Annotated in this window: 27 protein-coding genes; 10 read left to right on the top strand and 17 right to left on the bottom strand. The window is 25.8% G+C overall.

Features of this window, described 5'->3' with window-relative positions:
• Positions 1-71 precede the first annotated feature (71 nt).
• Positions 72-410: a phage holin family protein gene (locus tag HH195_RS05065; protein ID WP_196371807.1), complete on the bottom strand. Its 339-nt coding sequence runs from the start codon at positions 408-410 to the stop codon at positions 72-74.
• A gap of 188 nt (positions 411-598) precedes the next feature.
• Here HH195_RS05065 and HH195_RS05060 point away from each other — a divergent pair, with 188 nt between their 5' ends.
• Positions 599-850 carry a hypothetical protein gene (locus tag HH195_RS05060; protein WP_058991734.1) on the top strand — a complete coding sequence of 84 codons (252 nt, stop codon included), beginning with the start codon at positions 599-601 and terminating at the stop codon, positions 848-850.
• A gap of 113 nt (positions 851-963) precedes the next feature.
• Here HH195_RS05060 and HH195_RS05055 read toward each other — a convergent pair whose 3' ends face one another.
• A complete protein-coding gene (locus tag HH195_RS05055; RefSeq protein ID WP_196371806.1) occupies positions 964-2,724 on the bottom strand; it encodes a 1-deoxy-D-xylulose-5-phosphate synthase in 1,761 nt (586 codons plus the stop codon).
• A 285-nt stretch (positions 2,725-3,009) separates the two neighbouring features.
• Here HH195_RS05055 and HH195_RS05050 point away from each other — a divergent pair, with 285 nt between their 5' ends.
• Positions 3,010-3,708 (top strand): hypothetical protein, encoded by a 699-nt coding sequence (locus HH195_RS05050; protein WP_058991730.1) that lies wholly within the window; start codon positions 3,010-3,012, stop codon positions 3,706-3,708.
• A gap of 63 nt (positions 3,709-3,771) precedes the next feature.
• Here HH195_RS05050 and HH195_RS05045 read toward each other — a convergent pair whose 3' ends face one another.
• From HH195_RS05045 to HH195_RS05025, 5 genes are all read right to left on the bottom strand, one after another.
• Entirely contained in the window at positions 3,772-4,047 is a 276-nt protein-coding gene (locus tag HH195_RS05045) for a hypothetical protein (protein WP_055257448.1), read from the bottom strand.
• Between the two features lie 66 nt (positions 4,048-4,113).
• On the bottom strand, positions 4,114-4,974 hold the full coding sequence (locus HH195_RS05040; protein ID WP_196371805.1) for a hypothetical protein: 861 nt from the start codon (positions 4,972-4,974) through the stop codon (positions 4,114-4,116).
• Position 4,975: 1 nt separating this feature from the next.
• Complete coding sequence (locus HH195_RS05035; RefSeq protein WP_196371804.1) at positions 4,976-7,186, bottom strand: heavy metal translocating P-type ATPase; 2,211 nt, start codon at positions 7,184-7,186, stop codon at positions 4,976-4,978.
• A gap of 24 nt (positions 7,187-7,210) precedes the next feature.
• On the bottom strand, positions 7,211-7,588 hold the full coding sequence (locus tag HH195_RS05030; protein WP_055257451.1) for an HMA2 domain-containing protein: 378 nt from the start codon (positions 7,586-7,588) through the stop codon (positions 7,211-7,213).
• Positions 7,589-7,603: 15 nt separating this feature from the next.
• Positions 7,604-8,170: an HMA2 domain-containing protein gene (locus tag HH195_RS05025; RefSeq protein ID WP_196371803.1), complete on the bottom strand. Its 567-nt coding sequence runs from the start codon at positions 8,168-8,170 to the stop codon at positions 7,604-7,606.
• A gap of 387 nt (positions 8,171-8,557) precedes the next feature.
• Here HH195_RS05025 and HH195_RS05020 point away from each other — a divergent pair, with 387 nt between their 5' ends.
• Complete coding sequence (locus HH195_RS05020; protein WP_196371802.1) at positions 8,558-9,268, top strand: carbonic anhydrase; 711 nt, start codon at positions 8,558-8,560, stop codon at positions 9,266-9,268.
• 81 nt (positions 9,269-9,349) lie between these two features.
• Here HH195_RS05020 and HH195_RS05015 read toward each other — a convergent pair whose 3' ends face one another.
• Both HH195_RS05015 and HH195_RS05010 read right to left on the bottom strand, forming a co-directional pair.
• The gene (locus tag HH195_RS05015; protein WP_196371801.1) at positions 9,350-10,042 is read right to left on the bottom strand and encodes a Crp/Fnr family transcriptional regulator; all 693 of its coding nucleotides are present in this window, start codon (positions 10,040-10,042) and stop codon (positions 9,350-9,352) included.
• 40 nt (positions 10,043-10,082) lie between these two features.
• Positions 10,083-10,415 carry a hypothetical protein gene (locus HH195_RS05010; protein WP_196371800.1) on the bottom strand — a complete coding sequence of 111 codons (333 nt, stop codon included), beginning with the start codon at positions 10,413-10,415 and terminating at the stop codon, positions 10,083-10,085.
• Between the two features lie 402 nt (positions 10,416-10,817).
• On the opposite strand from HH195_RS05010, the gene HH195_RS05005 reads away from it, so the two are divergent.
• The 3 genes from HH195_RS05005 to gloA all read left to right on the top strand — a co-directional run bounded on the left by HH195_RS05005 (position 10,818) and on the right by gloA (position 16,262).
• Entirely contained in the window at positions 10,818-10,994 is a 177-nt protein-coding gene (locus HH195_RS05005) for a hypothetical protein (RefSeq protein ID WP_156304284.1), read from the top strand.
• Between the two features lie 44 nt (positions 10,995-11,038).
• Positions 11,039-15,769 (top strand): early set domain-containing protein, encoded by a 4,731-nt coding sequence (locus tag HH195_RS05000; RefSeq protein WP_196371799.1) that lies wholly within the window; start codon positions 11,039-11,041, stop codon positions 15,767-15,769.
• Positions 15,770-15,881: 112 nt separating this feature from the next.
• Positions 15,882-16,262 (top strand): lactoylglutathione lyase, encoded by a 381-nt coding sequence (gene gloA / locus HH195_RS04995; RefSeq protein ID WP_055257457.1) that lies wholly within the window; start codon positions 15,882-15,884, stop codon positions 16,260-16,262.
• 92 nt (positions 16,263-16,354) lie between these two features.
• On the opposite strand, the gene HH195_RS04990 is transcribed toward gloA, so the two are convergent.
• Positions 16,355-17,143: an HAD family hydrolase gene (locus HH195_RS04990; protein ID WP_196371798.1), complete on the bottom strand. Its 789-nt coding sequence runs from the start codon at positions 17,141-17,143 to the stop codon at positions 16,355-16,357.
• Between the two features lie 193 nt (positions 17,144-17,336).
• Here HH195_RS04990 and HH195_RS04985 point away from each other — a divergent pair, with 193 nt between their 5' ends.
• On the top strand, positions 17,337-18,428 hold the full coding sequence (locus HH195_RS04985; RefSeq protein ID WP_196371797.1) for an ATP-binding protein: 1,092 nt from the start codon (positions 17,337-17,339) through the stop codon (positions 18,426-18,428).
• Positions 18,429-18,493: 65 nt separating this feature from the next.
• Here the strand turns inward: HH195_RS04985 and HH195_RS04980 are convergent, their stop codons facing one another.
• Positions 18,494-19,474, bottom strand: coding sequence for a tyrosine recombinase XerC (locus HH195_RS04980; RefSeq protein ID WP_371811685.1), 981 nt, complete (start codon positions 19,472-19,474; stop codon positions 18,494-18,496).
• A gap of 535 nt (positions 19,475-20,009) precedes the next feature.
• Here HH195_RS04980 and HH195_RS04975 point away from each other — a divergent pair.
• The gene (locus HH195_RS04975; RefSeq protein WP_196371795.1) at positions 20,010-20,897 is read left to right on the top strand and encodes an alpha/beta hydrolase; all 888 of its coding nucleotides are present in this window, start codon (positions 20,010-20,012) and stop codon (positions 20,895-20,897) included.
• A gap of 45 nt (positions 20,898-20,942) precedes the next feature.
• Here the strand turns inward: HH195_RS04975 and HH195_RS04970 are convergent, their stop codons facing one another.
• Positions 20,943-21,485 (bottom strand): hypothetical protein, encoded by a 543-nt coding sequence (locus tag HH195_RS04970; protein WP_196371794.1) that lies wholly within the window; start codon positions 21,483-21,485, stop codon positions 20,943-20,945.
• Positions 21,486-21,650: 165 nt separating this feature from the next.
• Between HH195_RS04970 and HH195_RS04965 the strand changes: the two genes are divergently transcribed.
• Complete coding sequence (locus HH195_RS04965) at positions 21,651-21,851, top strand: hypothetical protein (RefSeq protein ID WP_196371793.1); 201 nt, start codon at positions 21,651-21,653, stop codon at positions 21,849-21,851.
• A gap of 198 nt (positions 21,852-22,049) precedes the next feature.
• Here HH195_RS04965 and HH195_RS04960 read toward each other — a convergent pair whose 3' ends face one another.
• On the bottom strand, positions 22,050-22,625 hold the full coding sequence (locus tag HH195_RS04960; protein ID WP_196371792.1) for a GNAT family N-acetyltransferase: 576 nt from the start codon (positions 22,623-22,625) through the stop codon (positions 22,050-22,052).
• A gap of 312 nt (positions 22,626-22,937) precedes the next feature.
• Between HH195_RS04960 and HH195_RS04955 the strand changes: the two genes are divergently transcribed.
• Entirely contained in the window at positions 22,938-24,365 is a 1,428-nt protein-coding gene (locus HH195_RS04955) for a basic amino acid/polyamine antiporter (RefSeq protein ID WP_196371791.1), read from the top strand.
• Between the two features lie 67 nt (positions 24,366-24,432).
• Here HH195_RS04955 and HH195_RS12650 read toward each other — a convergent pair whose 3' ends face one another.
• From HH195_RS12650 to HH195_RS04940, 4 genes are all read right to left on the bottom strand, one after another.
• Positions 24,433-24,555 carry a hypothetical protein gene (locus tag HH195_RS12650; protein ID WP_256437748.1) on the bottom strand — a complete coding sequence of 41 codons (123 nt, stop codon included), beginning with the start codon at positions 24,553-24,555 and terminating at the stop codon, positions 24,433-24,435.
• Positions 24,556-24,635: 80 nt separating this feature from the next.
• Positions 24,636-25,328: an aldehyde dehydrogenase family protein gene (locus HH195_RS04950; protein ID WP_196371790.1), complete on the bottom strand. Its 693-nt coding sequence runs from the start codon at positions 25,326-25,328 to the stop codon at positions 24,636-24,638.
• A 160-nt stretch (positions 25,329-25,488) separates the two neighbouring features.
• Complete coding sequence (locus HH195_RS04945) at positions 25,489-25,830, bottom strand: cupin domain-containing protein (protein WP_196371789.1); 342 nt, start codon at positions 25,828-25,830, stop codon at positions 25,489-25,491.
• Between the two features lie 4 nt (positions 25,831-25,834).
• A complete protein-coding gene (locus tag HH195_RS04940; protein ID WP_055257472.1) occupies positions 25,835-26,173 on the bottom strand; it encodes a cupin domain-containing protein in 339 nt (112 codons plus the stop codon).
• Between the last annotated feature and the right edge of the window lie 18 nt (positions 26,174-26,191).

The raw sequence follows: 26,191 nt of genomic DNA, 5'->3' as shown, positions 1-26,191 counted from the left end.
AATTGATAATTAAATTATAAAAAGTCTTTATTTTTAATAAATTTAAAAATAAAGACTTTAATATATTCTTATTATCTTACCAATCCATTGAATATCCAATTTAAAAAAGATAATAGAATTGAAGCTATAATAGCATTAAAAAATCCAACTAAACTAGCATTAGGTACTAGAAAAAAAGCAAGTTTTAGTATTATTGCATTAATAACTAAAGAAAATAAACCAAAAGTTAAAACAGTTATAGGGAATGAAAAAAACTTCATTATAGGTTTAACAGTAATGTTTAATGCACCTATAACTATTGACAATACAATTAATGTTCCTATCGAACCTATATACATTCCATTCATTAAATGAGAACAAATATATAAAGATAATGCACTAAAAAGTAAGCTTATAATCAATCTTTTCATAAAATCCCCCCGTATATTTCTAATGAAGTATAATTTATCATATATTAAATTTTATTTCAATAAGAATAAATAAATTTAATTTAATTTTAACCTTTTAAATAATAATATTGACATTGTTTCTATATTATATTATATTAAATTTAATGAAATTATATTTAATTTAATTTTTTTGGAAAGGACAGATAACTATGTACGATTATGTATTTGAATGGCTAAGGACAGCAACTAAAGAAGAACGTCACTGCAAAGAGATGGAATCATTTGCAAAGAAACATCCAATATTATTTATGAAATTTCATAAACCAATGAGAATTATAGTTAATAATGATGTTAATTCTCAAGAATACATAAAGGCTAAAGAAGATGTAACTAATTTATTTTCCAAAAATGAAAGTGCTTTCAAAGATTTTTTTGAAGCAGTAAGAAAAATGAGAGAGTAGGCAAATTTTATATACTTCTATATGAGGTTTGTTCATTTTTAGAAATAAAAATATTAAAATATTTGCAAAATAAATCCTATATCTTAAATTAAGATATAGGATTTATTTTTGTATTATTTAAGAGCAGATTTTATATCATCAACAATTAATTCTTTTGTTAAGTGATAACGAGTATATAATTCTTCAACTGGTACGCTATCTGTAAATTCTTTACTAGCACCAAAATTTAGAACTTTAACATCTTTATCTCCATAGAATCTAGCAATTTTTTCACCAAATCCACCATTTAATAATCCATCTTCAAGAGTTATAACTACCTCATGATCCTCTACAAGGCTATTTAACATATTTTCATCTAATCCTGTTATAAATCTTGGATTTATAAGTGTTGCATCTATTCCTGTTGTTTCTTTTAAATGCTTTTTAACTTCTTGTCCAAGTTTAAAGAAAGCTCCAAGTCCAATAATTGCAACTTTGTTTCCTTGAGCTACTTTTTTATAAGTGTTTAATTTGCTAAAATCAGGTTCAATTTTTTCTCCTGTTGAAACAACTTCAGCACTTGGAGTACGAACTACAACAGGTTGTTCTTGTTGATCTAATCCCCATTGAAGCATTGCAAGGTATTCTTCCTTACTAGTTGGAGCAAGATAAACTATGTTTGGTATATTAGATATTAAAGGTATATCGAATAATCCAAGGTGAGTTACATCAGCTCCGGATATTCCACCAGCATTAACAACTATAAGTGCAGGATTATTATTTATAGCAAGGTCTTGTGATAATTGGTCATATGTTCTTTGTATAAATGAACTCATAAATACAGCTACTGGTTTAGCTCCTTGAGACGCCATACCAGAAGCTAATGCTATAGCATGTTCTTCAGCTATTCCAACATCAATATATTGGTCTTTAAACTCTGGAGTTCTTAAACTATTAAGTCCCATAAATGATGGAGTTGCTGCAGTTATTCCTACAACTTTTTTATCACGTCTAGCATTTTCTTCTAAGAAATTACTTAAAATACTTATGTATGTTTCAGCTGAGAAATCTCCTAAAAGTTTTCCTGTTTCCAAGTCAAATGGCATTGTGTAGTGGAAAGGTTCTTTATTTTCTACAGCTTTATCATATCCTTTTCCTTTAATAGTATACATATGAACTACTATTGGATGGTCTATATCTTTAACCTTTGAAAAAGTTTCAATTAAGGCTTCTATATCATGACCATCTACAAATACATAGTCAAGACCTAAAGTTTTAAAGAAGTTATTTTCAGCTTGACCTTTAGTTTCACGAAGTAATTTTAAATTTTTATATAAACCACCGTGGTTTTCAGCAATAGACATATCATTGTCATTTACAACAATTATCATATTATTTCCTAACTCAGCAGCATTATTTAATCCTTCATAAGCTTCTCCACCACTTAAAGATCCATCACCAATAACAGCGATAACATTTCCTTTTTCACCTTTTACATCACGAGCTTTTGCAAGACCACAAGCTAAACTAACTGAAGTTGAAGTATGTCCTATTGTAAAAAAGTCGTGCTCACTTTCATGCTGAGAAGTATATCCTGTTACAGAATGATATTCTTCAGGATTTGTAAAAGCATTTTTTCTTCCTGTCAACATTTTGTGTGGATATGATTGATGAGATACATCATAAACTATTTTATCAACTGGTGAATTAAATACATAATGCATAGCTATAGTTGCTTCAACCATTCCAAGATTTGGTCCAAAATGTCCACCCTTAGTACTAACTTTTCTTAATAACGCTTCTCTTATATCTGAAGCTAATTCTTTTAATTCAGCTGTGTTAAGTTTTTTAACATCATCTGGTGTATTTATTTTATTTAAAATGTTAAAATCCATTTTTTCCTCCTAAATATGTACAATTGTTTTTTTATTATATTATTTTAGAATAATTATTAAAATAGTTATTTCCGCTATATTTATCATTATATACCCTAGAGTTAACTCTAAGTCAATAGTTACTTGCTAAAAAAATACTGATATAAACAATTTAAAATAAAAAATATAATTATATTACAAAAAATTACCACATAAAATATAAAATGTAACATTTTTCGACTATATTCAATATAATATATTAAGAAAGCAAAAGAAATAAGATTAAATTTATGAGGTGTATAAATAATGAATGATGAATGTGAAAGAGATATAGTTAATGATTATTGTACAGATAATGTACAAGTAGATACAAGAGTTTTCTCTTCTGGTCAAACACAAAACGCAACTGGTGGAAATAAAGTATTAGTTAGAGTTGGTAATATAACAATTAGTCAACCTGTAAGAGATGAAATTTATATAGAAGAAGGATTTTATGATATAAAGAAAATTGAAAGAAGAGTTGTATTAGATCAAGTTTTTGTATCTGGTAACTATATATTTGGTCAAGGTTATATGTTAAAAAATATCTCTTATGCAACACCAGTAGAAGGAACAACTGCTGATTGTCCTACAGGATGTTTAGCAATGACAAATACTCTTAATGATATAACTGCAAAAGTTAAATTTGATTTTGCAAACCCAATAACTCTTGCTGGTCAAGATGTTACTGCATCTCCTAATATGGTTGAAACAGCTTATTTAAATAACTGTACAGCTGTATGTGATAGAGGATCAGTTTCTCAAGCAGATTGCCAAAGATATTATACTCAAACTGTAACTATTAACGAACCTTATCAATATGAATTAGATTCTTATACTATTAATGAAACAGTATTTATGAGCAATAGATGCGACGAAACTAGTAATTTATATGATACAATTACAGAAAAATTATTATTAAATCTTACTATATCTGTATACCAATATCAAGTAGTTGGTGCTTAACAAAATAAAAAAAGGTATGGGATTTATCTCATGCCTTTTTTTATTTTATTGCTTTATAATATTTTATTGAGCTTCTACTACTTCAGTAGATGTTCCTTGAGATTCTAATTGTCTTTCAGCTATTAAATCTTCTAAAGTTTCTTTAGTTTCCATTAATTCAGGTAAAGACATATTACTAAAGTTAGCAGATTGAGAAGGAACATTTATACCTTGTTGTCTTAAAAAATCATCTACTTTATTTTGATTTTTTTTGTATATATAATATCCTACGGCACAAACACCTACACCCACTAAAGCTCCTGTTATATGATCTCTGTTTATTTTTCCATTTAAAAACATAATATTTCCTCCTAAAAATTATTATATATTTTTTATATTAATTTAGAGATTTAACTCTAAAAAATATTATCTTAATGCATTATTAAAAAGTTTTGTACTTTTTTCACCAATCACCATTAAAGATGGTCCTTTTTCAAAACCTGATAAAATTTTATCTTGTGATTTAACTAATTCATTACTAGTTAAAACAAAATTTTTCTTCATAGTGCTTCCTTGTCCTTCAATAAACTTTTCTAAAAACATTTTTAAAGTGTTAGTCCTTTTTTTTCTATCTAAATCTGGAACAACTAATAAATCATAATAAGATTCAAGAGTTGTTTGATTTTTTATCTCTCTAACATTAATCATAATTCTTCCATTTGAAGCATCAAAGAGATGTCTACCAAAGGTTGTAAGCCATGTTATAGCTGATGAACTTAGAAAGTTCCCTTTACTTATAGAATTTATTAAATACATAACAGAAACAATTTCAGGGTCAAAATAACCTCGCTCATTTATTTCATTATAAGCATGTTCACCTATAGCACCTAAAGTAGTTCCAACAGCAGCCCAGTTTAGAAAATCATGTATATTAGAATTTGTAGTTATATATTTACTAACACTACCTATAATTATTGTTGCTAAAGAGTAATAAGTCATTGGCGGTATTTTTTTGCTAGATAATTTATGAACAAATCTTATAGGTATAAGGTCAAAGTCTTTTGAATAAGCAACTACAAACCTCATTATTAGCTCATCTATTGGAACCTTATAATCACTATAATTAAAAACTATTGATTTTGTAATTTTATTATAAACTACATCATTTATGCCATCTCTTTTTAGAAGTTCGTTAACAACTTCTTTTTCATTTCTTAAAGGATGGGACATTTTTATTCTTATTCTATCTTTTATGTTATGTGCTATAATAATTGTTGGATTATTCATATTAAACTCCTCTTTCCATGTTAAAGAACATAAGCCTTATAGAGTTTGAAACAACAAATATTGTACTAGAATTATGAAGTATAGCACCCCATAAAACAGGTAATCTTCCAATAGCACTTAACATAAGACCTAAACTATTTATTCCAATTACAAGACCAAAGTTTTGTTTAACTACTTGCATAGTATTTTTTGATAAATCCATTATTGTCGGAATCATCATTGGGTTATCACCATTTATAGTAATATCTGAAGCTTCCATAGCTACATCAGTACTTCCTCCACCTAAAGCAATTCCAACATTTGCATAGGCTAGGGCAGGGGCGTCATTTATACCATCACCAACCATTACAACTTTAGCTCCTTTAGATTGATACTTTAAGACTTGTTCTGCTTTATCAGATGGTAAAAGTTCAGCTTTATATCCATCAACGCCCATTTTTAACGCAACTTCTTTAGCTTGTTCCTCTAAATCACCAGTTAAAAGAACTATATCATCAACGCCTTGATATCTAAGATTATTGATTGTTTTTTTCATATTTTCTCTCATCTTATCTTTTACAGAAATTAAGGCAATTAATTTTCCTTTAAAAGCAACGTATATAATATTTCCACCAGAGCTTTGAATTTTTTCTTCCTTTTTAGATATATTCCTTAAAGATATTTTGTTTTCTTCTAAGAATAATCTACTACCAACTAAAACTGTTTCACCATCTATTGTAGTTTCTATTCCTCTTGCAATATGCGTTATTACTTCTCCGTGTAAAGGAAGCTTTATATTTTCTTCTTTAACTTTATTAATTATTGCAACGGACATAGGGTGTGATGATGTTTCTTCAGCAGCACCAGCTATTTTTAAAATGTCTTCTTCAGTATAATCTTTATTTATAATCATTATATCTGTAACAGCTGGTTTTCCTTCAGTTAGAGTTCCTGTTTTATCAAGTATCATAGTGTCTGCACTAGCTAATGCCTCTAGATAATTTCCACCTTTTATCAAAACTCCATGCCTTACAGCATTGTTTATAGCAGCAGAAAAAGCCGTAGCTGTTGATAACTTTATTCCACAAGAATAATCTATTACCATCATATTTAAAGCTCTACTCATATTTCTAGTTAATAAATAAGTTAAGCCTGCAAATAAAAAGTTTGCTGGTACTAAATAAGTAGAAAATTTATCTGCATAATCTTGAATAGGTGCTTTTTTAGAAGCTGCATCTTCAACTAAGTGAACAATTCTAGACACAACAGTATCATCACCTGCTTTTTCAGTTTTTATTGTTATGCTTCCACTTTTTATAATTGTTCCTGCAAAAACTTTCCCACCAATTCCTCGAGTTACAGGCATATATTCTCCTGTTACAGAAGATTGGTCTATTATAGCTTCACCTTGAACAACTTCACCATCTACGCAAATTTTTTCACCTGTATAAGCTACAATTAAATCATCTCTTTTTATTTTATTAACAGGCATCTTTTTAACGCTACCATTATCCAATATTTTCCAAACCTCTTCTTCATTTACAGACAACATTTTTTTGATAGAATCTCTTGTTTTTTCCATTGTATAAATTGTCATAAGTTCTGCAATATCTGATAAAAGAGTTATTGTTAAAGCTGACTTATCATTTCCAAGTAAAAGGCTAGATACTATTGAAGTTAAAGTTAGTGTATCAGCATTAGGCTTTTTATCTCTTATAGCACCTCTAATACCATTATCTAAAAGTCCTTTATTTAAATAAAGAGAAACAAGAGCAGGTATTGTTAAAAATTTTCCAAAGACTCCAAATCTGTCAACATTATAAAAGTCTTTTAAATTTAATTTTTCTTTTACTAACACATAACCTAATGTTCCTGCATTTAATACAACTCTTTTTAAAATATCTTTAGATGTTTCGGTTTTTTCATTTTTTATTATTTGTTTAGTATTCACACGTTTTTCTGCTTTAACTTGAGAAATTGCTAATGAATATTTATTTAGAACCCTATGAACTATTTCTTGTATATCATCTTTATAAGCTAAAGGATTATATTCTATTAATATAGAACCTGTTATAGGATTTAGTGATGCTAATTTTATAACATCATTTTCATTTAAAGTTTTTTCAATAATCTCTTTATAATCCCCTAAATATTTAATGCTATTTGAAAATAGTCTTAATCGTCCTTTAATACTATGTTTAACAACGGTATTAATTACTGCATTACCTTTCATAGTTGCCTCCTTATTAAGACATTTTTAAAGTTTTTTAACAGCTTCATTTAATTGTTGATTTATAGTCTTTATAACAAAATCTAAATTACTTTCTCCGTATTTTTCAATTAACTCAAAGTTGTTAAGACCTATTTCTTTTAATTTTTCAATCCATCTTAGTATCTTTTTTTCATATGTAATATTAACATCATATATAACTAAGATACTTCCTGTTAAATTATTTATTTCAACTGAGGTTACACCGTCTAATTTTTTTAATGATTCATCTATAAACTTTTCATAAACTATATATTCTTTTGGAATAAGCTTTAAAGAACTAACCTTAAGTCTAAGTCTCCCTGGTAAGCTGTGAGAAACTTTAATTTTCATTAATTGTCCTATTATAAACTTTTTAAAATTCATACTTTTCTCCTATATTTATAATCTAGTTCCCCATCTTAATAGGGTATATCCATTAGGAAGTGACAGAGGATTTCTTCTAACTATTACAAATCCACTAACTATAAGTAAAATAGTTATTATAGATTTTATATCTAAAAGACCACTTGTCTTTTCGTAAACAGCCATGTTTACAGCTTCTTTCATATTTTTAAGTTCTCTAGTAACTAATGCTTCAGGTTTTTTAGTTAAGCTTTCTTCTAAACCCAAAAGCTTTGCTATAACTCCTATTAGTACTGCTGCATCGACTGCTTTTTCATCATAAACAACTAAAAGACTGTTTGTAATTGTATTTACCTCTACAACTTTAATTGCAGGGACTCTTGAGAGTTGTCCAATTAAAAGTTCCTTAGCCTCTTCATTGTTATTTAACATAGGAATATAAAATCTGATTCTTCCATTTATACTATGTTTTATTTCTAAAACACCTTTAAAGCTTGGCAAATTAGATTTATTCTTTTTAGTAAAGTCATTTTTACTCATTAAATCACCAATTATTTTCCCAGCTAAACTAAGTAGTATAAAATTAACAATCTTACTATTCATAAAATCACCTCTTTTCTACATTTTTTTATTTCCTTAATTGTAATATTATATCAAATTAAATTTTATTTCAATACTAATCAATGATATTTTCTACATTTATAAATTAGATATACTATAAATAATTATATTATATAAGAATAAGAAAAGTGTGAAAAGACTAAAAAAATATAATTATTATTTTTCAATGTATTATTATTTAAATTAATCAATAATTTTACAATATGTAAAATATAGAAAATAAGATAATACAAGAGATGAATATATAAAATATATTATTTTATCCTTAATATTATTTTTTTTCATATTGAAGTTAATTATGTTAATTGATATACTGATATCATTAATATATACAAAATTTAATTCTTTATATAAATGGAGGAATTATAAATGAAAAAAACTACAATAGCATTATTTTTATCTGGAATATTAACAATAGTTGGTCTAGGTACATTTTCAATAGTAAATGCATCTAATAACAATGACGTTGCTACACAAGAGGAAATAACCCTAGATGATATGGTTATTAATGATGGTGATGATGCTTTAAATAGATTAAAATTAGGAAACAAATTATATGTTAACGATATTAGCCAATCAATGGACATCTCTAGTTCAAAAAGAGCTTCTTTACAAAATAAACAAAATCCATTTGCCGTTGTTGTATCTTGTTCAGACTCAAGAGTTGTAACTAGTAATATCTTTAATACTGGACTTGGAGATATCTTCGATATAAAGCTAGCTGGAAATGTTGTTGATGATTTAGCATTAGGTTCTATTGAATATGCAGTAGAGCACTTAAACACTCCTTTATTAGTTGTGATGGGACATGAAAATTGTGGAGCAGTTACAGCGGCTTATAATAGTGTAAAAAATGATGAAAAAGTGAGTGGAAATATAAAGGATATAGTAGAGGAAATTGAACCGGCTGTAAAAAATGCAAGCTCAATAGACGAAGCATCACATAATAATGTTTATGATGTTATACAGCAAATAGAAAAAGATTCTGCAATAAAAAAATTAGTAGACGAAGGAAAGTTAAAAATTGTTGGAGCTTATTATGATTTAGATGGTGAAGTTCAATTTTTAGATAATGTATAATATCTAATTTCATTAAAATAGCCAGTATAATATTAATTTTACTGGCTTTAATTTTTTTATATTCAATTTGTAGTATATTTATTACTCTATACTTTGTATCAAAGTTTCTAAATTTAATATTTTAAAATTGTTTTTATTAAAATCTATTATTTTTTCATTTCTCATTTTGCAAAGTTCTCTTGATAGAGATGGGCGTGTTATATTAAAAAAATTAGCCAATTCTTCACGATTTAAAGATGAATTTATATATAAACTTTTAGTCTTATTATATTCAGACAGTATATATTTAGAAATTTTTCCTCTTATGCTTTTTATAGATAAATATTCTACCTTTTGATTTAGTATTTTAGCTTTATTTGATATCAATTTTATAGTATTACTTATTAATTTTTTATGAAATGTACAGCTACTAGAACACGGATTTAATATAAATTGGGGATTAAAAAATAGTATACTACAATCACTTTGTGCTGAAATGCTAGATGGCCAAGTTAAATCACCATTAAAAGCTGCAACTTCTCCAAAAGTATCACCAGATTTTAAAAGTGTCATAATACTTTTACTTCCATCTATATTTTCTCTTAAAACTGAAATTTCACCACTTATTATTAACCCTATTTCTTTTAAATTTTCTCCAGCAAAAACTATGTATTGACCATTCTTATAATGCTTTATATTACATTTAAAGCATCTTAATAATTTTCCAGTATCATTTTCGCTAATGCCATTAAATAAATTTGTATTTGCTATGTTTTTTATTATTTTTTCATCCATAAACAACCTCGTAATAATATTATAAATTTTTTATATAAAACTATTTATATAATTCAACAATTTCTCCATTTATATTTTTCCAACCAAATAAATCTTCAATTTCCTTTTTTTTGAATACTATATAACTGTTATTATCAGAATATTTTAATACAATAGGAATAATTTCATATTCATTTGTAAGGGTATTTGCTGAAGAATATATTTCTATATAATGCCTATTAGATTCATATATTCTAAGAGATACTTCCCCTAGTAACACTTCTAAACTATATTCTTTTGTACCTAAATATTCATTAAGTTCATTCATTAAATTTTGGGTATTAGCCCTTTCTATTACTATATCAGATTTGTATTCAAATATTTCACACTTCATTTTATGCACATCCTTTTTAAGTCTTTAACTTTAAATTAATATTTTACTATATTATAGTTTACGTTTTTTTGATATATCCCACATAATTCCTACAAAACCTATTAATAAAAATAAAAAAAGTATAACTATAACACCATCTGCTAAAAATTCCATGCTATCATCTCCAATTTATAATTTTTAAATGTTTAATTATATTATAAAATAAAAAATATATTAATGTATACTTTATTATGAATAATTCAATAAAATAACATATTATCATTTTTTTATATCTTAATTTTTACATAATAAAAAAAATTACCATCATTTTTTTACCAAGTTTGCATTAAAGGATATCATAAATGAAGAAAAGTGATATAATAACATATGCGAATGAAAAATAAATAGGAGTGTATGTATGTTATGGACGATAAATTTAAAATAGATACATCAGACATGGTAGATTTAGTTGAAGAGGAGAAAAAAGATAAAAAGTTTAAAAAAATGAACTTAATTTTAAAAATTGTAATTATTTTAGGTTTTATAATTATGATTTGCTTGTATATATTTTTATCTATGCAACCTAACGGGTTTAATTAATGTATGACAAATAATTTATAAATTACTTATTAAGGAGACAGAACATGATGAACAAAAAAGTAGCTAGTATTGCAATAAGTGCTTCATTAGTTGCAGGAGGTGTAAGTATACCAGTAACACTAGTATATGGACAGACTCTACCTAAAACGACTATAGAATACTCTGGTAAGTATGATATTACAGATGGTGAACAGGCACTAAATCAAAACACGCAAAATAAATTATTTAATATAAATGTTAAATACATATATAACAATAAAGTAGTAAAAAACGAAACACAAAAAGTAAATTATAATGGAAGTGTAAATATAAATATACCTAATGGATATAAAGAAATTAATGTAAGTGGAACGGATAATAACATACAAAGTGATGAAACAGTAGTTGTAAATATAACTCCTATAACTTATAAAATTAATTATTATATAAAATACAATGGTTCTTATTTAAAAGAAGAAAGTGTAGAGGCAACGCAAAAAGGTATTGGTAATCCTGTAAATTTGATTAAAAATAATATACCAGATGGTTATGAATTTTCTTCGGCAATAATGAATGGAAAAAGCATCTCTGAAAGTGATTTACAAAACGTGTATGCTTCAACTAATAGCAGTGTTGTTATAAATGTAAATAAAAAAACATATAACTTTAAATATGCCTTTAAAGATAGCAATGGTAGCGTAATAAAAGATGGAAACTTAACCTATCAAATAGGCAATAGCATAGTGAATTTGACTAATTTTGTTCCAAAAGGATATGAAATTGTAGGAAATAATAATTTTAATAATTATAATATGTTTGGCAATAGTAGTATAAATATAACTGTTGCTCCTATAACACATAATATTAATTGGAAATTAGTAAACTCTTTAACTCAAAAGGAAATAAATTCCGGAACAAAAAAGATAGATGAATTAAATGGAAATTTCAACGCAAGTAATCTTATTCCAAAGGGATATATTTATGTCGCTAGCAGATTAAATGGTATATACAGTACTTTAAATCAAATTCAAAATATAAGTAATAACAAAAATTCAGATGTAATTATAGCGGTTGAAGAGGAGAGTAATGTTGGATTAGTTACTACAAAAACAAATAATTCGGCTAGAACTGCAACTATAACTTATAATGATCCTAACGCAAAAAGTATAAGTTTAGTTGTTGGAAATCAATCTGTGAATTTAAGAAATAGTGGAAATGGAGTATGGTCAGTTACAGTACCTCTTCCTATAAAAGGTAATGAATTCTTATATAAATTTGTAGTTGATGGAAAAGATGCATTAGGACATGGGGTTCAATGTATAAATAATAATAATGTTTTCACATATACTCCATTATTAAATACTATAAATTACAATGTTACTTGCAATAATAATGAAGTTAATAAAGGGAAATTAAATGTAAATAATAGTAATAAAACTACAAATTTAACATTAGTTATACCAAGTGGTTATAAATTTGTATCTGCAACTTTAAATGGACAACCTGTATCCGAAACAGATATAACATCTATTCCTGATTCAAGTAATTATGATGTACATATATGTGTAGAGCCTGTTTATAATAAATTATCTTATAAAGTACAATGTGGCGACACTATTTTAGAAAATAACAGTATAGAAGTATATAATACAGATTATAAAAGTAATTTATCTAAATTAATACCAAATGGGTATAAATTTAGCTCAGCTACCGATAATGGGAAAAATATATCTGAAACTGATTTGCAAAATATAAGTAATTCAAGTGTAAATAATATTGTTATTAATGTAGACCCTATAGAATATAGCACTAATGTAAATTTTTATAACTCTGAAACAGGAACTTTATTAAAAACAGAAAAATTAAATTATACATACAATAAAAATCTAAATTTTAAGGATATAGGAAAGTTAGATGGATACACTTTTAAATATGTTGAAAATGATGGAGTTGTTTTAGGTGGAACTAATATAACTGAGTTTAGTGGTTCAAGAGTTGGAAATATAAACATTTATGAATCTCCAAATGAAAATACTTTATCTATAAAGATAGAAGATAGTAAAAAAGTATTTAGTACTAAAAGTATACAAATTGCAAATAATAATGGACATACAAACTTATCAGATATGATACCAAAGGGATATGAGATAGCTAATTTAAATATAAATGGAACATATGTAAATGTTGCTGAATTAAATTATATTCCTAATTCTACTTATGGGAATATAACTATAAAAATACAACCAAAGGAATATAAATTAATATTTATAGATTCTAGCACAGGTAATAAAGTATCTAGTGCATCAGTCTATGAAATTTCTGATAAAGGTAGCAATTTTTCCACATTAGTTCCTAGTGGATATAAAGTTTCAAGTATAGAAATAAATGGAGTTAAGAGTGATTATACTTTAAAAAATATACCAGTTGCTGCTGGAGATATTACAGCGTATGTAGAGAATCAAATGAGAACATTGAACGTAGAAATGTTAGATGGTCAAACCCCTATATATAATGCAAGTTCTCAAGTATCTAAAACAGGGTACACAAATGTCGCAAGTGAGATTCCTCAAGGATATGAACTTGTTAGTGCTACAAATAACGGAACATCAATATCTGCCAAAGATTTAAGTAAAATAAGTAATTCTAACAATAATAATATAGTGATAAATGTAAAGCCTGTTACTAGCACTTTAAAAGTTCCAGTATATAATAGTGAAAATGGTTGGTTAATAACTACAGAAACTTTAAATGTGAATGTAGATAAAAAAATAAACATAGAAGACATAGCTAAGGTTGATGGCTATAAGTTTGATTATGCAGAAGTAAACTACGCAAGATTAGATAAGGTTAAAACAATTACTGGAGTGGGTATGAAAAATTTAAAAGTATACCTAACACCAGAAAAAGATAGTTCTACATTAATCATAAAAACAGAAAATGGTCAAGTTTTAGCTAAAGATAGTCTAACAAACTATCCGTCTAAAAAAGATTTAACTAATCTAATACCTACTGGATATACATTAAATAAGTTAGTTAATGATAGTGGTGATACTATAGAAACTGAAAACAAACAACAGTTATTTAATAATAATTTAATAGGATATCCTTCTATAAAAAATTTATATAATATAATGTCTACCGAATACATATTAGATAATATTGATAGTGAAGTAATACCTAGTAGCGCAGTAAATTTAGATCTTTCAAATAACTTTACTGCATATGTTAGCAAAACACAGTATAATGTTAAGGTTAATTTTTATGATGAAACTACAGGTAAAGTAATTGATACTAAAACTCTAACCTATACCTATGGAGAACCTGTAAATATGACAGACTTTGTAAAAACAGATGGATATAAATTTGATTATTTAAATAGTAACGGAGTACATATTTTAGATGAAAATATGGATTCATTTAATGCTACTTGGTGGATACAAAATAATAATTTAAGTGTTTATATGTTACCAAATACATTATCTAAAAATATAAAATGGGTTAATTCTCAAAATGGAACAACCATTACAACATCAACTATTACAGGTGATTGTAATGAAGAGGTAGATTTAAATAAACTTTGTCCTACTGGATACACTATAAAGAATATTAATAATTACAATAAAATACCTAGTGATGATAAAATAGAATTATCTCAAATAGATAATATGGTAATTCAAATTAAGCCTGTTAGTAAAACTTTAAAAGTTAATTATGTTTATAACACAGATAATAATAAAACAATAAGTAAGACATACACAGGAAATATAAATCAAACAGAAGATTTAACTTCTAATATACCTAATGGATATTCAATAAAAAATGCTAATATTGATGGTAAAAGTATAGACATAGATACATTAAAGAAAATAAATTTAAGTGATAATACTGTTACTATTTATTTAGAAAAGAATCCAACAACAATAAATATAAAATGTATAGACAGTAATACAAATAAAGAAATTTCAAATAATAATTTAACTACAAGTGATTCATCAGTTGATTTAACAACTTATATACCAAAGGGGTATAAAGTTACTAGTGCCAAAATAGGTAATACAACAATTTTTGAATCCACACTAAAAAATATTAATCCTGACAAAGGAAATGTTGAGATATATGTACAACCTATAGATATTACAGGTACTGTAAACGCGAAATATAGTAATGGTAAATTAAATATATGCTTTACTAATGCAACAGCTACTGAAGTAGCTTTAAATATAAATGTAAATGGTTGGTCATTATATGATATGACTAATGAAGGTAATGGTGTTTGGGAAGCTACTGTTGATATACCTAGTGGTATAGATAGTGTAGAGTATAATTTTAAAGTGGATAATGCTAGTTGGACAACTGGAAAAAGTAATTCTACACAAAACAGCTATAATATATACAAGATAGCTCAAAATGACAAACAAGGTGATACTAAAGTTACAGAAATAGGAAATGGATATGTCAAGGTTGAATATACTAATGCAAATGCTAAAACAGTTAATATTCACTATTTATCTAATGACGTATGGGACACTAAACAAATGAATTATAATAATGGAGTGTTTAGTATTGATGTTCCAGTATCTGAAAATTCAACACAGTTAGAATTTAAATTTATAATTAATGGAAGTGATTGGGTTGTAGGAAATGGTACAAATACGCAGGGTAGTGGTGTATATGAAAATAATATATTTACTTATGGAAATGCTGCATTTACAACAACTCAGACATCTAAAACAAGTAAACCTAATAAGATAACTGAACTTGTAAAAAATATTTCAAATTGGATAAAGAGTTTGTAATACTTTTAAGTATAAAATAATATAGCATCTGATAAAAAAGTAAGTACTTGTATAAATATTACATATAAGTTAATATAAAAATAAATAATGTATTCATGGAGGAAATAGAATTATGTCAGTTAAAATGTTACACACTTGTATAAGGGTTATGAATTTAGAAAAATCATTAAAATTTTATAGAGATGCTTTAGGACTTATTGAAACTAGAAGAAAGGATTTTCCAGAATATAAGTTCACTTTAGTATATCTATCAGATAAAGTTGGCGGATATGAAATAGAATTAACTTACAACTATGATCCAGAAAAGCCATATGAACTTGGAAATGGATTTAGTCATACTGCAATTGGAGTTTCTGACCTAGAAGGAATGAGAGAAAAACATAAATCTTTAGGATATGAAGTTACAGATTTAAAAGGTCTACCAGGAGAAAAACCTAGATATTACTTTGTAACAGATCCTGATGGATATAAGGTTGAAGTTATAAGAAACTAAAATTAAAAAAATATTTTAATAGTATATTTAAACCTATATAAGATTTAAATATACTATTTTATTTATTTAAAATTTATTTTTTAAAAGATTTGTTATTTACAAAGTAGTTTATCTTTTATTACTTCTAAGACACCATTTTTATCATTAGATGGAGCTATAAATTTAGCCTCTGACTTTAATTCATCAACTGCGTTTTCCATTGCATAGGAATATTTTGCAGATTGTATCATTTCTAAATCATTAAGCCCATCACCAAATACCATTGTTTCTTCTGGACTTATATCAAAGTGATTTTGAAGTGCTTGTACACCAAATCCTTTACTTACTTCTTTATTTATTATATGTAGCCATTTAACTGTAGATACTGATATTTTAACCTTATCTGCAAATAACTCATTATAAATTTTAAATGTATTTTCCTTAGCTCCATTTGGATCAAATATAGTAAATTTAACTATCGGTTTGTTTATTTCTTTTAAATCATTAACAAAAGTAATATCATCATAATATTTTTTAAGTTCTGTTATAAATTCTTCATTTACATTTTCAATATATGTCATATCTTCAGTGCATAAAAGCATATTATATAAATTTTTTCTTCCAATATCTATAAATTTATGTACAAGAGCCTTATCTAATTGGCTTTTATATAAAGTTTTTCCTTTAAGTGAACCACAACTTCCATTTTCAAAAAGCATTATTAAATCGTCTTTTATTTCTCTAAATTTAATTTCAAGGTTTTTTCTTTGCCTTCCACTAGCAACAGCAAAGAGAATATTTTTTTCTTTTAATTTATTAAATATCTCAAAAAAATCTTCATGAAGTTCTTCATTTTTATTAAGTAAAGTTCCATCCATATCTGTTACAATAAGTTTTATCATTTGTGACCTCCTAAATCATTTTTCATTTGTATTTCTAAGAAATAATTATAACATAAAAATATTTTTTCAAAAGTGATTTTAAAAGTTTATTTTACTAGCTAGATTGCTACTATCTGGTTAATAAAATAATGTAACAAGAAAAAAGTAAATTCATATAAATAATAATATATTATTTATTAGGGGAATTCGTACGGTGGAAACAAATAGGATTTTAATAGATAAGAACTTTTTAAGAAAAACACTTACAGAAAAAGAAGATGTTTTAACATCTTTGTGTCAACTAATAGATAATTCAATTCAAGCTTATGATAAACTTACATACAAAAGAGATAATATATGTAATGTAAAAATAAAGATTAACAAAAATTATATAATAGTACAAGATAATAGTGGGGGAATAGAAAAGAAAGTAACTGATGAAGAAATATTTAAAATAGGAAATACCTCTTTAGATGAATTTAGAGGGGTTGGGTTGAAAAAGGCTATTTTAAAATTAGGAAATACCGTTATTATAAATTCAAATAGAGCTGACTTTTCTTGTAAGATACAAATGTCAATTAAAAACTGGAAGGCTTATGACTGGAGCTATACAGTAGAAGAGGAGGAATATAATAATCGATTAATAAGTGGCACTAGAATAGAAATTAAAGCATTAGAAGACATTGTAAAAAAAGAAATATGCAATGACGATTTTGAAACAAATTTGATTAAAAAACTAGGGAAAATTTATAAACAAAGATTAAAAAATAATAAATTAAATTTAATATTAAACAATATAAATGTTAATCCTGTTGTTGTTAAGGGTAGTATATTAACTTATAAAAAAGCAAATTTTTATAATGAGGATTTAAATTTTTCACTTTATATCAAATTATACAAAGCTTTTCAAAATGAAGCAAATGGAATGGATTTATATATAAATGATGATATAGTATTTAATAGAAATAATACTAAATTAGTAAAATGGAATTATTTAAAGGAACCTGGACATAGTTATAAAAATTGTGTAGTTGAAGTTATAATAAATAGTGAGGAACCTCGAAATAAAGTTATGACAAATATGCCTTATATACTTCAATGTGTGATAAAATTCATTAAACAAAATAATAATTATTTTGTTACAGATAAAATATCAATTCAATTTGAAAAAGACGCGAAAAAAATAGAAGCCTTAAAAGAATATTTTGGAGATGCAACAGCGAAAGAGGTTGGAAGTAGGGCATTTGATTATTTATATGTTAAATATCTAGATTATATAAGTAATGAATATAAAAATGTAAACTAAAACTATGAATTTTTTACTACTTATTATTAATAGTAATTTTCGTATTTAATTAAATACGAAAATTACTATTTATTTATATTTGCTAATGGATTAGATTTCACAGCATCTCTTAACCCATCATCATCTACATGCACATAAATTTGAGTTGTAGATATATTTTCATGTCCTAGTATTCCTTGTATGCTTCTAATATCAACTCCACCATGCTTATACATAAGGGTGGCTGCTGTATGCCTTAATTTATGAGGAGTATATTTTAAATTTGTAAGTCCAGAACTTTGCACATGTTTTTTGATTAACATTTCAACCGTTCTTTGATTTATTTTTCTATTTTTGGCTGATATAAACAAAAACTTTTTTTCCTCAAAAGAAACTTTAGAATCATCTCTTACACTTAAATAGTCATTTATAGCTTTTAAACATGCTTCATTTAGATAAACTATTCTTTCTTTATTTCCTTTACCGATAATTGTTAGTGTATCATTTTTTATTTTAGTCATATCGACGCTACAAAGTTCTGATAAACGCATACCAGTATTTAAAAATAAAGTTATTATACAATAGTCTCTATAATAATTCTTGCTATTTTTATTCATATTGTTAAGAAGTTGCATACTTTCATCTAGTGATAAATGTATAGGTAAATTCTTTCTGGTTTTAGGTATTTCCAATTCTAAAGTAGGGTTTTCTTTTATTATTTTAGCTTTTGTTTGTAAAAACTTAAAAAATGATTTTAAAGAAGCAACTTTTCTTGCTCTAGTTTTAGTCTGATTATTACGACTTTTTTCAGCAAAAGTTAAGAAAGCATAAATATCCATAAGAGTTATAGATTTCATAAAATCATCTGATATATTATTTATAGGAATTTCATCAAACTCTAGCTTAGAATCTGTAACTAATCCTTTGTAAATAGCTAAAAATCTAAAAAATATAATTAAATCTTTTTTATATTCATGTATTGTGTTAATTGATTTACCTTTTATAGTTTCTAAATAATTTAAAAAGCTGTTTAATATTTGTGGTGAATCAGAATTTTCTATATTTATTCCAAATTTATTTAATATCTGATTGTTAGTAATTATATTATTAATATTAGATTCTCCAAGAAAAAGATTCTTCTTTTCAGAAGTCTTTTTCGCTTCAATGCCTTCTTTTATACTTCTATTTAAATCAAGTTCTTTAAGCCACCTTAAAATCATGGTTTCGGATATTCCATATATAGAGCTTAGTTGTTTTGTTGTTAAATTATGCTTTCTAATTAATATATATATATCCTTTATAATATACGAATAATTTCGATACCCTTTAGAATCAAGAATATTGAATTCTATCTGATGTATAAGTTTTTTATCCATCTCTGTAAGAGGAATATTTAAAAGTTCTAAAACTTCAGCACTATATTTAAAATCTCTGTATTTGTATTTATTGGTCATTTAATCCTCCATTTTATTTTAAGTTAACATAGCTATATTATAGCTTAAATTTATAAATAAAAAAATATTATAAAAAGAGAGTAATTTTTCTTTATTCCAAGATAAATTTGGTATAATAGAATAAAAAAATAAGAAAGGGTGATAATTAATGGATAATATATTAGAATTAGATTTAAAAAAACCATTAGTTAATTTAACAACAGATATAGTATTTTCTCAATATACAAGGGGATATGCTAATGTTTGTTTAAAGATGGATATGTTAAAACCTCAAAGTGAAAAACCTTTACCAGCGTTAGTATTTATTCCTGGAGGCGGATTTGTAAGTTCTAATAAGGATGCTTATATTCAACAAAAATTAAAAATCGCAGAAAGTGGGTACATAGTTGTTAGCATAGAATATAGAACTGTTCCAGATGGAATATTTCCAGAACCTCTACAGGATGTAAAATCAGCTGTACGTTATTTAAGAGCACATGCTGAAAAATTTAACATAGATAAAGAAAATATAGCTGTAATGGGAAATTCAGCAGGAGGATATTTAGCTGCTTTAATGGGAGTTACAAATGGGCTTAAAGAGTTTGATAATGGTGATAATTTAAGTGAAAAGAGTGATATCAAAGCAACCGTAGATATTTATGGACTATCAGATTTAACATCAATATGTCATGGATTTTCTGAAATAATTCAAAAGGTTCATAAATCATCAGCAGCACCAGAAGCTCTATGGGTTCATGGTATGCCTATAAGAACTAAGCAATTAGGTCTTGGAATCAATGACGATTTAGAAAAAGCAAATAGAGCAAATCCAATAAATTATATAAGTAAAAATTCTACACCTTTTTTACTTATGCATGGTGATAAAGACAGTTTAGTCTCTTCATACCAAACAAAAATTCTTCATGAAGCATTACTTAAAGAGGGGATTGAATCAACTAGATATATAGTTAAAGAAGCAGAGCATGGTGGAATATATTGGGTTCAAACAGAGATTACAGATATAATAATAGAATTTTTAAATAAACATTTAAAATAATAAAAAGAACCTCTTATCTTTATCAAGAGGTTCTTTTTATTATTTTTATATAATTTTTTCAAAAAAATCTTCAAATTCTTTAAATTCAGCTACTTTTATATTTGAAAATATTTTCAATATAAGATACATAGATTTTAGTTGATGAATTTTATCATAAAAGCTAAATTTATCAGCATATTTTTCAAAAGGTAGACCAATAGGGGGAGCAGCTACTCCTATTTTATATATGTACCCATATGGATCATTTCGGTAATCATATCCATGAACTAAAATATCATAAATATCTTCAATTAAATATTCAGTCTCTTTCATATTTTTACTTAAAAAAAGTTGTTTTTCAATTAATTCAATTTTTTCATCCAGAATATTTTTAGTTACAGAATTAAAATTAGAACTTATTTTATACTTATGATTTATATTATTTTTTATGAATTCTAATTTGATTTTTAATTTATCACAATTTTTAGAATCGTTGTCTAAATAATATTTAATTAATGCATTTAATAAACTAAAGTGAAAAATTGGATTATCAATATCCTCTATTTTGTCAAAATTCTCTCCGATGTAATTTTCAAATAATCTTATCATAAAAACACCCCCTATTTATATTTTAAACGTTTTCTAACACAAATTCAAATAATTTTAATGAAATAGAATATTTACATCAATATTAGAATAAATTTACATATAAGATTATTGAAAACATTTACTAAATGTTATATAATAATATTATAATAAATAGGGGGATTGAATATGGGATTTACTTTTAAAGATATAAATGGGGAAATGTATGAACTGCCTTATGAAGCAAATGCAACTTACATTGAAACTTCATGTGAATACAATGAAAAAGAGGATAATTCTTTATATTATGTAATGATAGACGGTAAAGCTATAAATATAAACAAAGAAACATATACAGCTATCGAAATATATAAAAACGCATTAAGATAAAGAAAAACTCCATACTAAATATAAAATTTAGTATGGAGTTTTTCTTTATCCAACCCCCAACTTCGGAAAATATACATTTTCCGAAGTTGGGGGTTGGGTTTGTTTTTAAAATTTCTACACAAAAAAATTTTAAACTATCATCAAATGTATTTTTCTACTTTTTAAACCATAGTAAAAATTATTTTTTTCTATAAATCATCATTGATACTCTATTCTATTTCGATAATCTGATTTTAAAATAGAATAGACAGCTAAATCTACAAACCCTTTATTTTTTCCTCTTCTAAATTCCCTCAAAGTTCCTTCATATTTCATTTTACATTTAAGCATAACCTTACCTGAAGCTATATTATCTACATGGTGTTTCGCCTCTATTCTATTAAAATTTACTTTTGAGAATAAATAATTTATTACTTCTTCCAAAGCCTCACTCATAATCCCTTTTCCCCAATATTCTCTACTTAAACAATAACCTATTTCGCAAGATAAATTTTTTTCATTAAAATTTATTACTCCTATATTTCCGATTATATTACAAGTATCTTTTAATTCAATCCCCCAGTTGTATGTACTTGGAATTTTATAATTTAAAATCCAACTATCTAACAAATCTTTAGTTACATTTAAATTAGTATGAGGATTCCAAGTCAAATATTTCGTTACTTCTTCATCATTGGTCCAGTTTTTAAATACTTCCTCTGCATCAAATACATTAAATTTTCTGAGTAAAAGTCTATTTGTATATATTTTTTTAGTTCCCATGTGGGTTAACATTTTTATTCCCTCCTATGAAATATTTTCCTACTTATAGTATAACACTTATATAAAATATTTTTAATGGTAAGATTATATATTTTATAAAGTATAATATATAATTATGGTTAATTTTACAAAGTATATTATTGAAACATTTGGAATTAATAAATATATAAAAAAACACTTAATTTATTTTTATACTAATATATTGCATAAAAATAAATTAAGTGTATAATTATTTTGTATTGCAAAAAAATAATTTAAAAATAATATATAGATTTTTTAAGATATTTTATAAAATTAAAAATTTCAATACTAAGGAGGAAATTAATGGGGAATGAAAAAAAATTAGGTCTTATTGGTCTTATCGGTATTATAATTGGAGCAATGGTTGGCGGTGCTATATTTAGTCTACCTTCACAAGTTGTTCAAGGTGCTGGTGGATTTGCAATAATAATTGGATGGATAATAGCAGGCATTGGTGTTTTTTCATTAGCATTTGTTTATCAACTACTTTCAAACAAGAAATCAGAACTAACTGGAGGAATATATAGTTACGCTAAAGAAGGATTTGGAAAGTATATAGGGTTTAATTCCGCATGGATTTATTTTTTAAGCTCTATATTCGGTGATGTTGCTTATGTTTCATTATTATTTGGGGCGTTATCATACTTTTTTAATATATTCAATCCGAATGGAAACAACCTTCCATCAGTAATTTGCGGTTCTATAATTATATGGATTATAAATATGTTAATATTAAAAGGTGTTAAACAAGCAGTATTTGTAAATACAGTAGTTACAATTGCAAAATTAATTCCAATCATAGTATTTATAGTTGTTGCAATAATTTTATTCCACGCTAACAATTTTTCTTTTGAATTTTTTGGAAGTTCAAGTTTAGGTAGTATATTTACTCAAGTAAAAAGTACAATGCTTGCAACACTTTGGTCTTTTGTTGGTATTGAAGGAGCTGTAGTTGTATCTGGAAGAGCTAAAAAATTATCTGATGTTGGTAAGGCTACAATAATTGGGCTTTCAGGAACAATAATTTTATATATATTAATAACACTTTTATCCTTAGGTGTTATGAACAGAATGCACTTATCTCAACTTAACAATCCATCTATGGCATATATTCTTCAATTTGCTGTGGGTAAATGGGGAGCTATTATAATAAATGTAGGACTTGTAATATCTTTAATTGGTGCACTTTTAGGTTGGACTGTAATAACAGCAGAACTTCCATATGTTGCAGCTAAAGATGGAGTTATGCCTAAGTTTTTAGCTAAAGAAAATAAATTCAATGCACCATCTTCATCATTATGGTTTACAAGTATAATAACTCAAATACTTATATTATATTCCTATTTTTCTAATAGTGGATATGAAATACTTTATTCCATAGCATCAACTGCTATATTAATTCCTTATTTTTTAAGTGCATTATTTTCTTTAAAAACAACTATAAAGGGAGACATATATATAAAAAGCTCTAAAGGAAAAATTAAAGATATAATTGCATCTATAATGGCAGTAATATATACTATATGGCTTTTATACGCAGCAGGTCCTAAATATATATTATTAAATTGTATTCTTTTTGCAATAGGTCTTATACTATTTATATGGGCCAAAAAAGAATCTAATGAAAAGATATTTAATGCTTGGTACGAAATTTTAATAGCAATTATAATCATAATTGCTGCAGTTATAGCAATATATCTTATGGCTACTGGAGTTATATCAGCAACTTAATAGATTTATTAAATAATTTAAAGACACAAAAAGAAACTGTATCGTAAAGTTACAGTTTCTTTTTGTGTTATTTCTTTACTATAGAATTTGCTTTACTTATCTTAAAGCCTACTATAGCTAAACCTATAATACCTGTTATAGCAATTGATGATATTCCACTTGTAATAGCACACACTTGAGTTTTAGTCATAAATATTCCTCCCACTTTTCATATGCAAGTTTAAATTTTTATATTTTGTTATTTAAGGTATATTATATCATAAAAACAATTTACTTCATAAAAAATTTCTTAACTAAAACTAACCTGTTTTTATATGGTGGAAATACTAATTTAAGTTCAATTTTTGTACTCTTTTTAACAATAACCTTTTCATATGTAAAACAATCAAAACTGCTTTTTCCATGATATCGCCCCATACCTGATGTCCCTACTCCACCAAAAGGCAAGGATTTAGATGCAACATGAGATATCGTATCATTTATACACCCTCCTCCAAATGAAAACTTTTTTATTATATATTCTCCAAAACACATGTTTTCAGTAAATACATAAAGTGCTAATGGATTTTTTTGTGCTTTCAAATAAGGATAATTATATGGACCTATAATTAAAACCTTACCATAAGGACTTTTATAAATTAATGATTTTCCAATCCATTGAGCTACCTCACTTTTGACTTTTTTAATTTTATTCCATTTTCTTATATTTTTAATTACATATGAAATTGAACTATAAATAAATCCAACCTCTGTTGAATATGCTTCAAAGCTACATTTACCCAAATCCTTTTTCAAAGCAGTCATAATATCACTTTCATAATACTTTATAGCTCCTTTTAAAGATTTTAAAGCTTCAATCCTCTTATTTATAGAAATTAACCTTTTTTCTAAAAATTTATCTTGTTTATATAAAATATATTGAATATCCTTATAAAGTTGCTTATATTCATCTGAAAAATACATTTTATTACTCCTTAATAAAAATAAGTTTATATTTCAATTATAAAATATGAAAGAAAAAATTTATATAAAAATTCACAAAAAAGCTTAATTAAATAAATTAAAAAGACTACTAAAAATTCAATTTTAGCAGTCTTTTACACAATAATGTATTATATAAATTTTATTTTTCATTTTTAACCAATATATTAAAGATTTTTGTATCTGTTAAAGCTTCTAAACCATAATCAACATTTGCTTCTAAAGCTATAATTTGACCTTTCTCTAAAACAGTTTCATCATTTTTATTATATACAACCTTTATAGATCCTTCTATACAAACAAACAATGTTTCCATTTCATAATGTTCTTTATCTATACTTTCTCCTTTTGCAAAAGAAAAAAATCTTATCTCCATATTATTATCATCTATTAGCGCTTTACTGGCTATTTTACTTCCACTATGCTTTATCATATCAGCCATATTAATAGCTTCAAATGGAGTTATGTTTCTTAAATATTTCAAAATATTAACCCTCCTTAACCACTACTAAAAGCATTTTCATATCTTCTTTAGCTGTAACTTGATGTTGAATATTAGCAGGCATAACAACCATTTGTCCTTTATGAGCCTCCATCACTTCATCACCAATTTTTACTGTTGCCACACCTTCATGTATATATATTAAAGCATCTCCTTTAGCTGCATGAGGTCCAACACCTTCTCCTTTTCCAAAAGCTAGTGCAGTTAAACCAACACCTTTTTGTTGTGCCATTGTTACAGTCTCTACTTGCCCTTCATTACAACTTACTAAGCTATCAAAATCTACTGCCTTTGCTATATCTATATTTTTTATTAATTCTTTCATATCTATCTCCCCTTCTTA

This window comes from Candidatus Sarcina troglodytae (assembly GCF_015708635.1).
In the GTDB taxonomy this organism is placed as follows: Bacteria; Bacillota; Clostridia; order Clostridiales; family Clostridiaceae; genus Sarcina; species Sarcina ventriculi.
The sequence above is the reverse complement of the archived record's forward strand: the minus strand, read 5'-3'. Positions and strand labels throughout refer to the sequence as shown.

Excerpts from the sequence above, each read along its gene's own strand:
- HH195_RS04970 (WP_196371794.1), bottom strand. The coding sequence starts at position 21,485 with ATGATAAGATTATTTGAAAATTACATCGGAGAGAATTTTGACAAAATA.
- HH195_RS05005 (WP_156304284.1), top strand. The coding sequence starts at position 10,818 with ATGGACGATAAATTTAAAATAGATACATCAGACATGGTAGATTTAGTT.
- HH195_RS05060 (WP_058991734.1), top strand. The coding sequence starts at position 599 with ATGTACGATTATGTATTTGAATGGCTAAGGACAGCAACTAAAGAAGAA.
- HH195_RS04975 (WP_196371795.1), top strand. The coding sequence starts at position 20,010 with ATGGATAATATATTAGAATTAGATTTAAAAAAACCATTAGTTAATTTA.
- HH195_RS05050 (WP_058991730.1), top strand. The coding sequence starts at position 3,010 with ATGAATGATGAATGTGAAAGAGATATAGTTAATGATTATTGTACAGAT.
- HH195_RS12650 (WP_256437748.1), bottom strand. The coding sequence starts at position 24,555 with ATGACTAAAACTCAAGTGTGTGCTATTACAAGTGGAATATCATCAATT.
- HH195_RS05030 (WP_055257451.1), bottom strand. The coding sequence starts at position 7,588 with ATGAATTTTAAAAAGTTTATAATAGGACAATTAATGAAAATTAAAGTT.
- HH195_RS05015 (WP_196371801.1), bottom strand. The coding sequence starts at position 10,042 with ATGGATGAAAAAATAATAAAAAACATAGCAAATACAAATTTATTTAAT.
- HH195_RS05020 (WP_196371802.1), top strand. The coding sequence starts at position 8,558 with ATGAAAAAAACTACAATAGCATTATTTTTATCTGGAATATTAACAATA.
- HH195_RS05045 (WP_055257448.1), bottom strand. The coding sequence starts at position 4,047 with ATGTTTTTAAATGGAAAAATAAACAGAGATCATATAACAGGAGCTTTA.
- HH195_RS05065 (WP_196371807.1), bottom strand. The coding sequence starts at position 410 with ATGAAAAGATTGATTATAAGCTTACTTTTTAGTGCATTATCTTTATAT.
- HH195_RS04960 (WP_196371792.1), bottom strand. The coding sequence starts at position 22,625 with ATGTTAACCCACATGGGAACTAAAAAAATATATACAAATAGACTTTTA.
- HH195_RS05000 (WP_196371799.1), top strand. The coding sequence starts at position 11,039 with ATGATGAACAAAAAAGTAGCTAGTATTGCAATAAGTGCTTCATTAGTT.
- HH195_RS05055 (WP_196371806.1), bottom strand. The coding sequence starts at position 2,724 with ATGGATTTTAACATTTTAAATAAAATAAATACACCAGATGATGTTAAA.
- HH195_RS04990 (WP_196371798.1), bottom strand. The coding sequence starts at position 17,143 with ATGATAAAACTTATTGTAACAGATATGGATGGAACTTTACTTAATAAA.
- HH195_RS04965 (WP_196371793.1), top strand. The coding sequence starts at position 21,651 with ATGGGATTTACTTTTAAAGATATAAATGGGGAAATGTATGAACTGCCT.
- HH195_RS05035 (WP_196371804.1), bottom strand. The coding sequence starts at position 7,186 with ATGAAAGGTAATGCAGTAATTAATACCGTTGTTAAACATAGTATTAAA.
- HH195_RS05025 (WP_196371803.1), bottom strand. The coding sequence starts at position 8,170 with ATGAATAGTAAGATTGTTAATTTTATACTACTTAGTTTAGCTGGGAAA.
- HH195_RS05010 (WP_196371800.1), bottom strand. The coding sequence starts at position 10,415 with ATGAAGTGTGAAATATTTGAATACAAATCTGATATAGTAATAGAAAGG.
- HH195_RS04940 (WP_055257472.1), bottom strand. The coding sequence starts at position 26,173 with ATGAAAGAATTAATAAAAAATATAGATATAGCAAAGGCAGTAGATTTT.
- HH195_RS04950 (WP_196371790.1), bottom strand. The coding sequence starts at position 25,328 with ATGTATTTTTCAGATGAATATAAGCAACTTTATAAGGATATTCAATAT.
- HH195_RS04955 (WP_196371791.1), top strand. The coding sequence starts at position 22,938 with ATGGGGAATGAAAAAAAATTAGGTCTTATTGGTCTTATCGGTATTATA.
- HH195_RS05040 (WP_196371805.1), bottom strand. The coding sequence starts at position 4,974 with ATGAATAATCCAACAATTATTATAGCACATAACATAAAAGATAGAATA.
- gloA (WP_055257457.1), top strand. The coding sequence starts at position 15,882 with ATGTCAGTTAAAATGTTACACACTTGTATAAGGGTTATGAATTTAGAA.